At 66.1% G+C, this 13,632-nt stretch carries 14 protein-coding genes; 8 read left to right on the plus strand and 6 right to left on the minus strand.

The genetic code is table 11. The features are described from left to right. The first annotated feature begins 16 nt into the window (after nt 1-16). From tatA to lnt, 4 genes are read left to right on the plus strand one after another with little or no spacing between them, the layout of a single operon-like run. Nucleotides 17-274 carry a Sec-independent protein translocase subunit TatA gene (gene tatA / locus ASE34_RS09630; RefSeq protein WP_053096064.1) on the plus strand — a complete coding sequence of 86 codons (258 nt, stop codon included), beginning with the start codon at nt 17-19 and terminating at the stop codon, nt 272-274. Nucleotides 275-328: 54 nt separating this feature from the next. Then, on the plus strand, nt 329-1,087 hold the full coding sequence (gene tatC, locus ASE34_RS09635; RefSeq protein WP_056278720.1) for a twin-arginine translocase subunit TatC: 759 nt from the start codon (nt 329-331) through the stop codon (nt 1,085-1,087). Further along, nucleotides 1,084-3,561 carry a DEAD/DEAH box helicase gene (locus tag ASE34_RS09640; RefSeq protein ID WP_056278721.1) on the plus strand — a complete coding sequence of 826 codons (2,478 nt, stop codon included), beginning with the start codon at nt 1,084-1,086 and terminating at the stop codon, nt 3,559-3,561. Before tatC ends, ASE34_RS09640 begins: the two co-directional genes overlap by 4 nt. Nucleotides 3,562-3,572: 11 nt before the next feature. Continuing rightward, a complete protein-coding gene (lnt, locus tag ASE34_RS09645; RefSeq protein WP_056278722.1) occupies nt 3,573-5,096 on the plus strand; it encodes an apolipoprotein N-acyltransferase in 1,524 nt (507 codons plus the stop codon). On the opposite strand, the gene ASE34_RS09650 is transcribed toward lnt, so the two are convergent. The 4 genes from ASE34_RS09650 to ASE34_RS09665 all read right to left on the minus strand — a co-directional run bounded on the left by ASE34_RS09650 (nt 5,093) and on the right by ASE34_RS09665 (nt 7,781). After that, nucleotides 5,093-5,476: an RNA polymerase-binding protein RbpA gene (locus tag ASE34_RS09650; RefSeq protein ID WP_053096068.1), complete on the minus strand. Its 384-nt coding sequence runs from the start codon at nt 5,474-5,476 to the stop codon at nt 5,093-5,095. The two genes, lnt and ASE34_RS09650, sit on opposite strands and share 4 nt — an antisense overlap. 125 nt (nt 5,477-5,601) lie before the next feature. Beyond that, on the minus strand, nt 5,602-6,375 hold the full coding sequence (locus tag ASE34_RS09655) for a glycerophosphodiester phosphodiesterase family protein (protein WP_056278723.1): 774 nt from the start codon (nt 6,373-6,375) through the stop codon (nt 5,602-5,604). After that, nucleotides 6,372-7,298, minus strand: a complete 927-nt coding sequence (locus tag ASE34_RS09660) for an SPFH domain-containing protein (RefSeq protein WP_056278724.1) — start codon at nt 7,296-7,298, stop codon at nt 6,372-6,374. The genes ASE34_RS09655 and ASE34_RS09660 overlap by 4 nt, the downstream gene beginning before the upstream one ends. Before the next feature lie 9 nt (nt 7,299-7,307). Next, nucleotides 7,308-7,781: an NfeD family protein gene (locus ASE34_RS09665; protein WP_053096071.1), complete on the minus strand. Its 474-nt coding sequence runs from the start codon at nt 7,779-7,781 to the stop codon at nt 7,308-7,310. Nucleotides 7,782-7,901: 120 nt separating this feature from the next. Here ASE34_RS09665 and ASE34_RS09670 point away from each other — a divergent pair, with 120 nt between their 5' ends. Further along, complete coding sequence (locus tag ASE34_RS09670; protein WP_056278725.1) at nt 7,902-8,666, plus strand: SDR family oxidoreductase; 765 nt, start codon at nt 7,902-7,904, stop codon at nt 8,664-8,666. A gap of 63 nt (nt 8,667-8,729) precedes the next feature. On the opposite strand, the gene ASE34_RS09675 is transcribed toward ASE34_RS09670, so the two are convergent. Continuing rightward, nucleotides 8,730-9,329 carry an HdeD family acid-resistance protein gene (locus ASE34_RS09675; RefSeq protein WP_056278726.1) on the minus strand — a complete coding sequence of 200 codons (600 nt, stop codon included), beginning with the start codon at nt 9,327-9,329 and terminating at the stop codon, nt 8,730-8,732. A 179-nt stretch (nt 9,330-9,508) separates the two neighbouring features. Between ASE34_RS09675 and ASE34_RS09680 the strand changes: the two genes are divergently transcribed. The 3 genes from ASE34_RS09680 to ASE34_RS09690 are packed head-to-tail and all read left to right on the plus strand — an operon-like array spanning nt 9,509 to nt 12,700. Beyond that, nucleotides 9,509-9,907: a helix-turn-helix transcriptional regulator gene (locus ASE34_RS09680; RefSeq protein WP_235567500.1), complete on the plus strand. Its 399-nt coding sequence runs from the start codon at nt 9,509-9,511 to the stop codon at nt 9,905-9,907. Nucleotides 9,908-9,912: 5 nt separating this feature from the next. Continuing rightward, nucleotides 9,913-10,323, plus strand: coding sequence for a VOC family protein (locus tag ASE34_RS09685; RefSeq protein WP_056279056.1), 411 nt, complete (start codon nt 9,913-9,915; stop codon nt 10,321-10,323). 25 nt (nt 10,324-10,348) lie between these two features. Continuing rightward, complete coding sequence (locus ASE34_RS09690) at nt 10,349-12,700, plus strand: ATP-binding cassette domain-containing protein (RefSeq protein WP_056278728.1); 2,352 nt, start codon at nt 10,349-10,351, stop codon at nt 12,698-12,700. A gap of 66 nt (nt 12,701-12,766) precedes the next feature. Here ASE34_RS09690 and ASE34_RS09695 read toward each other — a convergent pair whose 3' ends face one another. After that, nucleotides 12,767-13,612 carry a class I SAM-dependent methyltransferase gene (locus ASE34_RS09695; protein ID WP_056278729.1) on the minus strand — a complete coding sequence of 282 codons (846 nt, stop codon included), beginning with the start codon at nt 13,610-13,612 and terminating at the stop codon, nt 12,767-12,769. Nucleotides 13,613-13,632: the final 20 nt, after the last annotated feature.

Here is a 13,632-nt window from a genome sequence, read left to right on the forward strand (position 1 = left end):
ACGACGAAGGAGAATCATGGGCGCTTTCGGTTGGCCACATCTGCTGATCATCCTCGCCGTCATCCTGCTGCTCTTCGGTGCGGCGAAGCTGCCGGCACTGGCGAAGAGCCTCGGTCAGTCCGCCCGGGTGTTCAAGGGCGAGATGAAGGCGATGAAGAACGAGGACGCGACTGATGCCGCAGATCCGGCATCCCCGACCACCACGACCTCGGTCGCAGACACCACGGTGACGGCTCGCGACACGGATCCGGGTCAGCCTCCTCGATCCGCCTAGTTCGTGTCCGCTCTCGATTCCGCCGACCAGGAGACGCCGGGCCGTGACAGGCGGATGTCTCTCGGCGCGCACCTGATCGAGCTCCGTAAGCGTCTGTTCATCGCGGCTGGTGCCCTGGTGGTCGGCATGATCATCGCCTTCTTCGTGACAGGGCCGATCATCGACCTGCTCTCGGTGCCGATCGCCACGATCGCGGAGCAGCAGGGGCGCGAGTACACCGGCCTGAATTTCACCACCGTGACGAGCGGGTTCGATCTGCGCATGCGGATCGCCTTCGCGATCGGACTCCTGATCTCCGCGCCGGTGTGGCTGTGGCAGGTCTGGGCCTTCGTCATGCCGGGGCTCACGAAGAAGGAGACCCAGTACACCTGGGGATTCCTCGGGGCGGCCATCCCGCTGTTCTTCGGCGGTTGCACGGTCGCGTTCTTCGTGCTTCCGCATGTGATCGAAGTCATGGCGTCGTTCGTCCCCACCGGCATGGCGCAGTTCTTCGACTACTCCACCTACTACGACTTCGTCTTCAAGTTCCTGCTCGTGCTCGGCATCGCCTTCGTGCTGCCTGTCTTCCTGGTGGCACTCAATCTCGCCGGCATCATGTCGGGCCGCGACATCCTGAAGGGCTGGCGAGTCGCCATCCTGGTGTGCACGATCTTCGCCGCCGTCACGACTCCGCCTGCTGATGTGTTCTCGATGCTGCTGCTGATGGGATCGATGATCGTGCTGTACTTCGCGGCGACCTTCATCTCGATGCTCTTCGACCGACGCAAGCGCAAGCGCGACGCCGCTGCAGGCATCGAACCCGTGGCCGTATGAGCTCGCCGGCCGAACGATACGCCGCGGCTCGACAGGCGGCAGGGCACCCGGCGACCGTCGCCTTCGCTGCGAACCAGAAGTTCGAGCTCGACCCCTTCCAGGTCGAGGGATGCCACGCACTCGAAGACGGCCAGAGCGTGCTCGTCGCCGCGCCGACCGGTGCAGGCAAGACGATCGTCGGCGAGTTCGCCATCCATCTCGCGATGCAGACTCCACGGGACAAGGCCTTCTACACGACGCCGATGAAGGCGCTCTCGAATCAGAAGTTCCGCGAGCTGGTCGATGTGTACGGCCCGGACGACGTCGGTCTGCTCACCGGCGACACGAACATCAACGGCAACGCCCGGATCGTCGTGATGACGACCGAGGTGCTGCGCAACATGATCTACGCCGACTCGGCCGCGCTCCGGGACCTCCGCTACGTCATCATGGACGAGGTCCACTACCTCGCGGATCGTTTCCGCGGGGCAGTGTGGGAGGAGGTGATCATCCACCTGCCGCAGCACGTCCGGCTGGTCTCCTTGAGCGCCACCGTCTCGAACGCCGAGGAGTTCGGGGACTGGCTCGACACCGTGCGCGGGGACACCGAGGTGATCGTCTCGGAGATCCGTCCGGTTCCACTCGAGCAGCACGTGCTCGTCCGTGATGATCTGCTGCCGCTCTTCGACGATCGGGCGGGGATCGCGACCGCACAGGTCAATCAGGAGCTGATGCGGATCCGCTCCTTCACCGGCTCCAACTACGACAACAATCGTTCGGCGCAGGAGTATCGCAGCAATCGCCATGCCGGCCGACAGGCGCAGCGCCCGCCACGAGGCGGACGTCGCCCCGTCCGTTCCGCGAACGTGCGTCGGATCGAGCGCATGGATCGCCCGGACGTGGTGCGGCTGCTCGAGCAGGCCAACCTCCTGCCTGCCATCTTCTTCATCTTCAGCAGAGTCGGGTGCGATGCGGCGGTGCAGCAGGTCCGGAGATCGGGCGTGCGGCTGACGTCGACCGAGGAGCGCGCGGAGATCCGAGCGATCGTCGAGGACCGGACCCGTTCGCTGCAGGATGAGGACCTCGGTGTGCTGGGCTACTGGGAGTGGCTCGAGAACCTCGAGCGCGGTGTGGCTGCGCACCATGCGGGTCTGCTGCCGGCCTTCAAGGAGGTCGTCGAGGACCTCTTCAAGCGCAAGCTCGTGAAGGTCGTCTTCGCCACCGAGACCCTGGCTCTGGGCATCAACATGCCCGCGAGAACCGTCGTTCTCGAGAAGATGGAGAAGTTCAACGGCGAGGCCCGAGTCGCGATCACATCGGGGGAGTACACGCAGCTCACCGGTCGCGCGGGACGACGCGGCATCGACGTCGAAGGTCACGCGGTGGTGCAGTGGACCGAGGGCATGGATCCGCAGGCGGTCGCGGCCCTCGCCTCTCGCCGCACCTATCCGCTGAACTCCAGCTTCCGGCCGACGTATAACATGGCCGTCAACCTGATCGATCTGTTCGGCAAGCCCCGGGCCCGCGAAGTGCTCGAGTCGTCTTTCGCGCAGTTCCAGGCCGACCGCGCAGTCGTCGGACTGGCGAGACAGGTCCGCGAAGCGGAGGAGTCGCTGGACGGGTACAAGGCGGCGATGGTCTGCGATCACGGCGACTTCCTGGACTACGCCTCGATACGCCGCGAGCTGAGCGATCTCGAGAAGAAGAACCGCCAGGACTCGAACGCGCCGCGCACATCGCGCGACAAGCGCATGAAGCAGATCCACAGCCTCCGCACGCGCATGCAGCGTCACGGATGCCATCGATGCCCTGATCGCGAAGCCCATGCGCGCTGGGCCGAGCGGTACTGGAAGCTCAAGCGTCAGAACGATCGCATCCGCCGACAGATCGAGACGAGGACCGGCACGGTGGCTCGCGTCTTCGATCGCGTCGTCGAGGTGCTCGAGACCCTGGACTATCTCCACCGAGACGACGAGGGGGAGACAACGCTCACCGAGGCCGGGCGGACGATGCGCCGGATCTACGGCGAACGCGATCTGCTGGTGGCCGAATCTCTCAGGCAGGGGCTGTGGAACGGTCTCGACGCGCCGTCCCTCGCTGCGATGGCCTGCTGCCTCGTCTACGAGCCTCGTCGCGACGAGGCGAACGCGGGGGAGCGGGACCTGCCCCGCGGTGCCTTCCGCGCAGCGTACGAGAAGACGACGACCCTGTGGGCCGAGCTGGACGACCTCGAGAAGGACCACCATCTGCCGGGATCCGAGCCTCTGTCGGCGGGCCTCGCCGGTGCGATGCACTCGTGGGCGCGAGGAGGGATGCTGGACCGCGTCCTCGTGGACGCAGACATGGCGGCCGGCGACTTCGTGCGATGGGCCAAACAGACGATCGATCTGCTCGATCAGCTCTCGATCGTCGCGGAAGACGGTGCGCTGGCCCGCAACGCCCGCGTGGCTCTGGACGGCGTCCGTCGCGGCATCGTCGCCTATTCCTCGATGTGAGAATAGGAAGGATGCCCGAACCCCGCGTGCCGCAGCGCCCCCTCCTGCCGCTTTCGCTCGCCCTCCCCGCTGCGGCGATGGCCGCGCTCCTGATGAATCTGTCCTATCCGTCCACTGCGGTGTGGGTGCTGGCTTTCCCGGCCACAGCGCTGCTGCTCGTGGCGCTGATCGGCCGACGGGCCGGCGGAGCTCTCGCGGTCGGACTCGTCTACGGTGTGCTCTTCTTCGGACTGCTCGTGTCGTTCACGTCTCGCTACCTGGGCCCGCTGCCCTGGGCGGCGCTGAGTGTCCTGGAAGGCGTGCTCACGGCGGTGGCCGTGATCCTGATCACCCTCGCCTATCGCTGGATGCCCCGAGCCTTCCCGAGCGTCTGGGCGCGGCTCCTGCTCCTTCCGGCCGTGGTGGCGGCGCTCTGGGTCGGGCGCGAGGTGTTCGTCGGCTCCTGGCCCTATGGAGGGTTCCCCTGGGCTCGTCTGGGCATGAGCCAGGCCGAGAGCCCGCTGGCTCACGTCGCGTCCTGGACCGGCGTGAGCGGTCTCAGCTTCCTGATGGTGTTCCTCGTCGCCCTCGTGATCCAGGTGGTGCGCGAACGACTGTGGCGCCGGCCGGCTGCGCTGATCGCACCGGTCGTCGTGACCGTGGTTCTGCTGCTCACACCGCTCTTCCCCACGACCACCAGCGGGTCGCTGCGCATCGCGGCGGTGCAGGGGAACGGGCCGAGCGGGTATTTCGACGAGCGCGAGCCTTACTCCCTCATCGACGCGCAGACCGACGCGACCGAACCGCTCTACGGCGAGGACGTCGACCTGCTGGTCTGGCCCGAGGGGTCGCTCGACTTCGATCCGTTCCAATCGGACTCTCTGGCGAGAAGAATGAGCGCGATCGCCTCGCGTGTCGGCGCACCGCTGCTGGCGAATGCCGCCACGGAACGAGACGGTCTGTTCTACAACACGTCGATGCTCTGGACGGAAGAGGGCGCCGACGGGCAGGTCCATGACAAGCGGCATCCGGTCCCCTTCGGGGAGTACGTCCCCGACCGCGCCTTCTTCAGCGCACTCGCACCCGATCTGATCGGTCTGATCCAGCGCGAGTACACCCCGGGCTCGAATCCGCCGGTCGTCGACGTCGACGGTGTGAAGGTCGGGCTGGCGATCTGCTTCGACGTGATCTACGACGACGTGATCAGCGAGGGCATGGCAGACGGTGCCGAAGTGCTCGTCTTCCAGACGAACAACGCGGACTTCCGTGGGACGAATGAGAATCTGCAGCAACTCGCCGTCGCGCGGATGCGTGCGATCGAGACCGGCCGCAGCGTCGTGAACATCTCGACGGTCGGCACCAGCCAGGTGATCCGCGCGGATGGCACGACGGTCTCGAGCCTGGATGCAGGAAAGGCCGGAGCGTTGCTCGAGGATGTCGAGCTGCGCTCCGGCCTGACTGCTGGAGTCGTCCTGGGACCCTGGATCCAGGTTCTTCTGGTCTGGGGCGGACTGGGCGCGTTGGCCTTCGGGTGGTTGCGCGCCCGCAGGCGCTAGGCGCCGATCTTCTCGCGGGTCGGGTCTTCACCTGCGCCGCGGCGGGCACGGATGAAGGCGAGTCGCTCCTCGAGGAGCTCCTCGAGCTCTGCGCGGGTACGACGCTCGAGAAGCATGTCCCAGTGTGTGCGGGCGGCCTTCTCGTCCGTGGCATCGAGCGTGACGGCCTGGCCGTCGACGTTCAGGCGCGCGTCCGCTCCGCAGGAACGGCATTCCCACGTCTGGGGCGGCTCTGCGTCCGCCGAGAACATCAGGTTCGTGACATGGCCGCAGGTGTCACAGATGTAGGTGGTTTCACGGCGCTCCATGAAAACGACGCCCTCTTCGCTCTGTAGGCTCTGGGCGCCGAGTCGGATGCCGCGTAGGCTGCGATCTGCCATTGTGTGGTCCTCTCGTCGCTGTCAGGTATAACGCTCCAGCCTGTGCGCTTCATCCATACGAGCGCGTTCTCGGCGCTATTCACAGCGGAATCCCAGCGCCACAGCGTAATGGCGGCGTGGCGGTCTCAGCGGCCGATCGTGACCAGCGCGAGATCGGCGCGGTCGGTGACGATGCCGTCGACACCGAGCCGGACGAGTCGTCGCATGGAGTCCGCGTCGTTCACCGTCCACACGTGAACCTCGACGCCGCGCCGGTGCGCCGCTCGGAGGAGTGCAGGCGTCAGCACCTTCACGCCGCGATGCCGCTCAGGAATCTGCAGCACGTCGATGTCGAGCAGAGCGCGGCCGGGGCAGAGGCGCAGAGCGGAGAGAGCGCGGACCGCGGCGATGGTGCGGCTGCCGCCCGACGTCGCCGGTCGGAGCGGAGCCCCCGCGCGCAGGACCGCTGCGATCGTCGCACGTCGGTTCGCATCGGAGAAGCTGGTCACGAGAACTCGATGCGTGTGTTCCGCCAGGAGGGGGCCGAGGGGTGCTGCCGCGTCGACGGTCTTGACGTCGATGTTGAAGCGCGTGGTCGGGAAGGCGGAGAGTGCGTCAGCGACCGTGAGTAGCCCGCCGTGGTCGGAGAAGATCGCGGCGAGTTCGCGGGTGCGCACCTCACCGACGGGACGGGGATCGTCGGCCAGTCTGTGCAGCGTCGCGTCGTGGAAGAGCACGACGTCACCGTCGGCCGTCACCCGGCAGTCGGTCTCGATGTACTCTGCTCCGGCGGCATGAGCGGCGGCGACGGCGGCGGCCGAGTTCTCCCAGACACCGGAGTCCCCGCCCGCCGCGGTGATCAGACCGCGGTGAGCGAGGACTCGGGGGTGACGCGCCTTGACGAAATACGGGTGCGTCACGCGTCCGGCAGGTTCGTCGGGGGCTGTCCCGGTCGCGGGGTGAACGCGGTGCCGATGCCCTTGAGCGCCTCGGTCAGCTCGCTCGGGATGATCCAGAGCTTGTTCGACTGGCCTTCGCTGATCTTCGGAAGCATTTGCAGGTACTGGTACGCGAGCAGCTTGTCGTCAGGCTCGCCCTGGTGGATGGCGGTGAACACGTTCTGGATCGCTTCGGCCTCACCCTGGGCGCGCAGCACGGCGGCCTGCTTGTCGCCCTCTGCGCGGAGGATCTCGGCCTGTCGCGCACCTTCGGCCTCGAGGATCGCCGACTGCTTGGTTCCCTCAGCCGTGAGGATCGCCGCTCGACGGTCCCGCTCGGCGCGCATCTGCTTCTCCATCGAGTCCTGGATGGAGATGGGCGGGTCGATGGCCTTCAGCTCGACGCGGCCGACGCGGATTCCCCACTTGCCCGTCGCCTCGTCGAGCACGACGCGAAGCTGTCCGTTGATGTTGTCGCGACTGGTCAGGGCCTCTTCGAGGTTGAGTCCACCGACCACATTTCGCAGTGTCGTCGTCGTCAGCTGCTCGACGGCGCCCAGGTAGTTGGCGATCTCGTATGTCGCAGCGCGAGCATCGGTCACCTGGAAGTAGACGACGGTGTCGATCGAGACCACCAGGTTGTCCTCGGTGATCACGGGCTGCGGTGGGAAGGACACGACCTGCTCGCGCATGTCGATGAGGGGACGCAGCCGGTCGATGAACGGCACCAGGATGTTCAGACCCGGCGTCAGTGTCTTGTGATATCGGCCCAGGCGCTCGACCACGCCGGCCGTGGCCTGGGGGATGATGCGGATGGAGCGAGCCAGCGTGACCACCACGAAGATGATGATCGCGATGACGAGGATCCACCCGATCGCTGCGGGGATGAACGATGCATCGTCCAAGAGACTCTCCTAGTCGTTGACGGGACGGACGGTCGCGGTCGCGCCGTTGATCGTCATGACGGCGATCGGTGATCCTTGCGGGATCGGCACGGCTCCGGCGGTGCGGGCGGTCCAGGTGTCGCCGTTGCTCAGCTTCACCTGGCCGGAGATCTGGGTGATGTCCTGCAGCGCGATGCCTCGGAGATCGAGAAGTGCGTCGACGTTGGACTTGGTCGGGTCCTCGCCTCGATGCAGGCGTTTGATCAGCGGCGGACGCAGGAACAGGATGAAGAGCGCGGCCGCCGCGGCGGCGATCAGCACCTGTACCCAGACCGGGATGCCGAGGAAGTCCGTGACGAGCCCGACGACGCTGCCGAAGCTCAGCATCAGGAAGGTGAAGTCGAGAGTCAGCATCTCGATCACGAGGAAGATGGCGATCAGGATCAGCCAACCGATCCATGCCCATTGGTCGATGAACTGAACGAATGTCGCGAAGTTGTCCATGCGGCCTCCTTTGCGGTCAACCTATCACGCAGGTCGAGCCCGGTCCCGGCTGGACGGGGCCGGCTTGATAGTCTGAAAGCGCCGTGTCATCACGGCGAATCACGCATCAGAGGAGTCACTGTGACCGACGTTCTTCCCGCAGGTTCTCTCGAGGGCAAGGTCGCCCTCGTCACCGGCTCGTCTCGAGGCATCGGGGCGGACACCGTGCGCTACCTCGCCGAGGCCGGCGCCGACGTGGTGATCAACTTCCGCAACAAGGCCCCACGTGCAGAGAAGCTCGCCGGGCAGCTGCGCGAGCTGGGCCGCCGCGTGCTGGTCGTCGGTGCCGACCTGACCGATCCCGCGTCCGTCGGCGAGATGTTCGATGCGGTGAAGGCCGAATTCGGACGCCTCGACGTCCTCGTCCTCAATGCCTCCGGCGGCATGGAATCGGGAATGGCCGAGGACTACGCCCTGACCCTCAACCGCGACGCGCAGCTGAACGTCCTCGACGCTGCTGTTCCGCTGCTCGGCGACGGCGCGCGGGTCGTCTTCGTCACGAGCCACCAGGCGCACTTCATCCGCACCACCCCGACCATGCCGGAGTACGAGCCCGTCGCCCTGTCGAAGCGCGCCGGAGAAGACGCGCTCCGCGAGCGGATCCCCGGCCTCGCAGAGAAGGGCATCGGCTTCACCGTGGTGTCCGGAGACATGATCGAAGGCACGATCACCGCGACTCTGCTCGAGCGCGCCAACCCCGGAGCGATCGCGGAGCGGCGCGAATCCGCAGGCAAGCTCTACAACGTGTCGGAGTTCGCCGCGGAGGTCGCTCGCGCGGCAATCGACGCTGTCCCCGCCGACAACACGCGTCTCGTCGGCGATGTGAGCGCATTCGCCGCGGAGTGAGCGGCTGATACCACCGAAAGAGCCCCGTCCGCGTGGACGGGGCTCTTCGCGGTACGGGGAGGATCAGAGCGCGGAGTCGGCCTTCGCCGATGCCACGAACTCCTTCGCGTCCTTGCCCAGTGTGATCGCGCGCACGATCTGCACGATTCCGAGGGCGACGAGCGAGATGCCGAGCACCAGCCAGAGCACGGCTGCCGCGTACAGGGGCGAGAAGAGGACGACGATACCGGCGATGATGCTGAGCAGAGCGTAGAGCAGCGTCCAGACTCGCGAGCCGTCCTTTCCGAGAAGCGACAACGCGACCACTCCGTCGACGATCCAGCTGATGCCGATGAAGATGACGACCACGAGCGCGAGAGTGGCAGCGGCGACGCCGAGGTTCGCGAACGCGATGACGCCGGCCACGATGTACACGAGGCCCAGCACGATGTGCCCGACTCGAGCCCACCCGCCCTTCACGCGGGAGAAGATGCCGAGCCCGATGTAGACGAGGCCCGCGATCACGAGGTAGGTGGCGAAGATGCCCGTCACGATGACGGCGGACTTGGCGGGCCAGACGAGCAGGACGATGCCCGCGATCAGTGCGATGACACCGGAGACGGCCAGGACGACTCGAATGGACTTGAACAGCGATTTCGCTTCGGAAGCGAGGGAATCAGTCATGGTGGAGACCCTTTCTGAGAAAATCCTGTGAGGGATGCTGACAGAGTAGCGCTGTCCGGTGACGGATGGGGGAACCCGATATCGATATGTCGCCGACGTTCACACTCCGTCACGCGCGGTCATGGCAAAATCAGGGGGTGACCTCGGACGACGACGCGCGGCTCCGCGAGCTCGTCGTGATGCGCAAGGTGCGGGATCGGATCGACCGCGAGTACGCCACGCCTCTCGATCTGGAGGCGCTCGCCCGCGGAGCACACATGTCGGCCGGCCATCTCAGCAGGCGCTTCAAGGAGACCTACGGCGAGTCGCCTTACTCCTATCTGATGACGCGGCGGATCGAGCGCGCGATGGCTCTGCTGCGCCGCGGCGACCTCAGCGTCACCGAGGTGTGCTTCGAAGTCGGATGCTCATCGCTGGGCACGTTCAGCACTCGATTCACGGAACTGGTCGGTGTCCCACCCCGCGTGTATCGTGAGCGCGCCGCCGACGTCGACGGCATTCCGACGTTCCAGGCGAAGCACGTCATCCGACCGATCAGGAATCAAGAAGCGCCGCGCACGGGCGCGCACCTAACGTGAGTCTCATGAACATCAGCATCCACTACGCATTCCTTCCGCACACCGATGCCGAGGCGGCTCTCGGCTTCTACCGTGACGCCCTCGGCTTCGAGGTGCGCAACGACGTCGGCTACGACGGCCTACGGTGGCTCACGGTCGGTCCCGCGGGGCAGCCGGAGACGTCGATCGTGCTGCACCCGCCGGCAACCGATCCCGGGATCACGGACGCCGAGCGCCAGACGATCCTCGAACTCATCGCGAAGGGCAGCTACGGCGCGCTGACTCTCGCGAGCGACGATCTCGACGCGGTGTTCGAGCGACTTGTCGACAACGGCGCCGATGTGGTGCAGGAGCCCATGGATCAGCCCTACGGCGTGCGCGACTGCGCCTTCCGAGACCCCGCAGGCAACCTGCTCCGAATCAACCAGGCCGGCTGACCCCGGTCGCTATTCGAGGATCACCATGACGACGCATCCCGCTGACGGCCACGACATCATCCGCGTACAGGGTGCGCGCGAGAACAACCTCAAAGAGGTGAGCGTCGACATTCCCAAGCGTCGCCTCACCGTCTTCACCGGAGTCTCCGGATCCGGCAAGAGCTCGCTGGTCTTCGACACGATCGCCGCCGAGTCACGGCGCATGATCGACGAGACGTACAGCGCGTTCGTCCAGGGCTTCATGCCGTCGGTCCCGCGTCCGGACGTCGACGTGCTCGAGGGACTCACGACCTCGATCATCGTCGATCAGGAGCGTCTCGGCGCGAATCCGCGATCCACCGTCGGAACGGTCACCGACGCGAACGCCATGCTGCGCATTCTCTTCAGCAAGCTCGGTGACCCCTACATCGGAGGCCCGACGGCGTTCTCGTTCAACATCCCGACTCAGAAGGCCAGCGGAGTGATGACGGGGCCGGGCGGCGAGAAGAAGATCGTCAAGGACGCCATCTACCTCGGCGGCATGTGCCCTCGGTGCGAGGGCAGGGGAGCGGTGTCGGATCTCGACCTCGCGCAGATCGTCGACGAGTCGAAGTCTCTCGACGAGGGAGCGATCATGGTTCCCGGCTACACGGCGGACGGCTGGATGGTGAAGGGCTTCTCCGCATCGGGCTTCTATCCCGCCGACAAGCCGGTCTCGGAGTTCACCGAGAAGCAGCGACAGCTCTTCCTCTACGGCGAGGTCACCAAGGTCAAGATCTCGGGCATCAACATGACGTACGAGGGGTTGATCCCCAAGATCACGAAGTCGATGCTCTCGAAAGACCTCGACGCGCTGCAGCCGCACATCCGCGCCTTCGTCGAACGCGTGGCGACGTTCGCGACATGCCCGGAGTGCGATGGCACCCGCCTCACCGAAGGAGCGAGGTCCTCCAAGATCGACGGCATCAGCATCGCCGATGCCTGCCGCATGCAGGTGACCGATCTCGCCGAGTGGGTGAGGGGCCTGGAGCTCCCCGGGGCGGCGCCCCTGCTCGAGGCGCTGAGCGCGAACCTCGACGCGTTCGTCACGCTCGGCCTGGGATACCTCAGCCTCGAGCGTCCATCTGGGACGCTGTCCGGGGGAGAGGCGCAGCGCATCAAGATGCTGCGTCACCTCGGCTCGTCTCTCACCGATGTGACGTACGTGTTCGACGAGCCGACCATCGGCCTCCACCCGCATGACATCCAGCGGATGAACACCCTCCTGCTGCGCCTGCGCGACAAGGGCAACACCGTGCTGGTGGTGGAGCACAAGCCGGAGACCATCGCCATCGGAGACCACGTGGTGGACCTCGGTCCCGGCGCAGGAAGCGCCGGTGGTGAGATCTGCTTCGAGGGGACCATCGAGGGATTGAAGGCCAGCGGAACCCGCACCGGCGCCCACCTCGACGATCGAGCCGCGCTGAAGGATTCGGTGCGCAGTGCCACCGGCGCGATCGAGATCCGAGGCGCCTCGGCCAACAACCTGCAGAACGTCGATGTCGACATCCCCACCGGGATCCTCACCGTCGTGACCGGGGTCGCGGGTTCCGGCAAGAGCTCCCTGATCCACGGGTCCGTGTCGAAGCGCGAGGGGGTCGTGGCGATCGACCAGGGCGCGATCAAGGGATCACGGCGCAGCAATCCCGCCACCTACACGGGCATGCTCGAACCGATCCGCAAGGCGTTCGCCAAAGCCAACGGCGTCAAGCCGGCCCTATTCAGCGCGAACTCCGAGGGTGCCTGCCCGACCTGCAAGGGCGCCGGTGTCATCATCACCGAACTCGGGTTCATGGACACGATAGAGACACCCTGCGAGGACTGCGGCGGCAAGCGCTTCCAGGCTGCCGTCCTCGAGTACAAGCTGGCGGGCAAGGACATCACCGAGGTCTTGGATCTCCCGGTCGCCGAGGCACGGGTGTTCTTCTCCGAGGGGGAGGCGAAGCTGCCGGCGGCAGCGACGATCCTCGGACGCCTCGAAGATGTGGGCCTCGGTTACCTATCGCTGGGACAGCCGCTGTCCACCTTGTCCGGAGGCGAACGCCAGCGCATCAAGCTGGCCATCCAGATGGGGGAGAAGGGCGACACGTACGTGCTCGACGAGCCGACCACGGGGCTCCACCTCGCTGACGTCCAGAACATCCTCGGACTGCTCGATCGACTCGTCGAATCCGGAAAGACCGTGATCGTGATCGAGCATCACCAGGCTGTGATGGCGCACGCCGACTGGATCATCGACGTCGGTCCCGGCGCGGGCCACGATGGCGGCCGCATCGTCTTCGAGGGAAGCCCCGCAGAACTCGTGGCTGCGCGATCGACGGTCACGGGCGAGCATCTGGCAGAGTACGTCGGCGCGTAGAGCGGGCGGCTGGCGCCATGTCACGAGCCGTGTCGCCAGATGAGTACGAACCTTCGCGACGAGCGATCAGTCCTTGCGTGCGACCACGGTGTACGTGCAGGGGAGAAGGTTCCGTTCCGCTTCAGGCCAGGCATACCCGCCGGGGACCTCGACCATCCGAGGACTGAACCGCCAGGGGAGTGTTCGCCCCTCGTCGAAGTGCAGAAGACGAAGGCCCGCTTTCAACAGCGACCCCAGGATCTCCGAGAGCGGGTGCGGCCATTCGTACGTGCGCGGGTGCGCGACCTTGCCGTCCCCGGCGTAGGTCGATTCGTCGTCCCATCGCTGCGCCCGGCCGTCACCGAAATACGGGTAGCGGGTCACGAGCGTCGGCGCATCTTCGTCGAGCGCGTACAGAGCAGGATGTCCGTCGCGGATGAAGAACGTGCCTCCCGGACGCAGCAGGCCGACGATCTGAGCGGCCCAGCGGTCGAGGTCGTCCAACCAGGTGATCGTGCCGATGCTCGTGTAGACGACGTCGAAGTCACCCGTCACGGCTGCGCGTGCGTCGAGGACGTCCGTCTCGATCCATGTCGCCGAAACCCCCGTGCGCTCGGCCAGCGCTTCGGCCGCAGCAAGGGCCGGCGCCGAGAAGTCGACGCCGGTGACGGTCGCTCCCGCACGGGCCAGCGAGACGGAGTCGGTACCGATATGGCATTGCAGATGGCACAGGTCGAGTCCCGTGATTCTGCCGTCGGGCAGGAATCGGCGAAGCACCGGGAGATCGGCACTGACCACGTCGCTGAGATGCGAAGGATCGTCGAACTCGTCGAGACCGTAGGCGACCTGATGCAGCGGGACGCGATCGTTCCAGTTGTCCTGATTGGCGTCGCGGGCGACCGTCCAATCGATGTCGATGTTGCTACCGTTCACGCCTAGAGCCTAGCGATGCG

This window comes from Microbacterium sp. Root280D1 (assembly GCF_001428975.1).
Classification (GTDB): domain Bacteria; phylum Actinomycetota; class Actinomycetes; order Actinomycetales; family Microbacteriaceae; genus Microbacterium.

What these genes read in the sequence shown, in the direction of transcription:
- ASE34_RS09650 (WP_053096068.1), bottom strand. Translation starts at nt 5,476, where the DNA reads ATGGCAGATCGCAGCCTACGCGGCATCCGACTCGGCGCCCAGAGCCTA.
- ASE34_RS09685 (WP_056279056.1), top strand. Translation starts at nt 9,913, where the DNA reads ATGAACATCAGCATCCACTACGCATTCCTTCCGCACACCGATGCCGAG.
- lnt (WP_056278722.1), top strand. Translation starts at nt 3,573, where the DNA reads ATGCCCGAACCCCGCGTGCCGCAGCGCCCCCTCCTGCCGCTTTCGCTC.
- tatC (WP_056278720.1), top strand. Translation starts at nt 329, where the DNA reads ATGTCTCTCGGCGCGCACCTGATCGAGCTCCGTAAGCGTCTGTTCATC.
- tatA (WP_053096064.1), top strand. Translation starts at nt 17, where the DNA reads ATGGGCGCTTTCGGTTGGCCACATCTGCTGATCATCCTCGCCGTCATC.
- ASE34_RS09665 (WP_053096071.1), bottom strand. Translation starts at nt 7,781, where the DNA reads ATGGACAACTTCGCGACATTCGTTCAGTTCATCGACCAATGGGCATGG.
- ASE34_RS09680 (WP_235567500.1), top strand. Translation starts at nt 9,509, where the DNA reads ATGCGCAAGGTGCGGGATCGGATCGACCGCGAGTACGCCACGCCTCTC.
- ASE34_RS09640 (WP_056278721.1), top strand. Translation starts at nt 1,084, where the DNA reads ATGAGCTCGCCGGCCGAACGATACGCCGCGGCTCGACAGGCGGCAGGG.
- ASE34_RS09675 (WP_056278726.1), bottom strand. Translation starts at nt 9,329, where the DNA reads ATGACTGATTCCCTCGCTTCCGAAGCGAAATCGCTGTTCAAGTCCATT.
- ASE34_RS09690 (WP_056278728.1), top strand. Translation starts at nt 10,349, where the DNA reads ATGACGACGCATCCCGCTGACGGCCACGACATCATCCGCGTACAGGGT.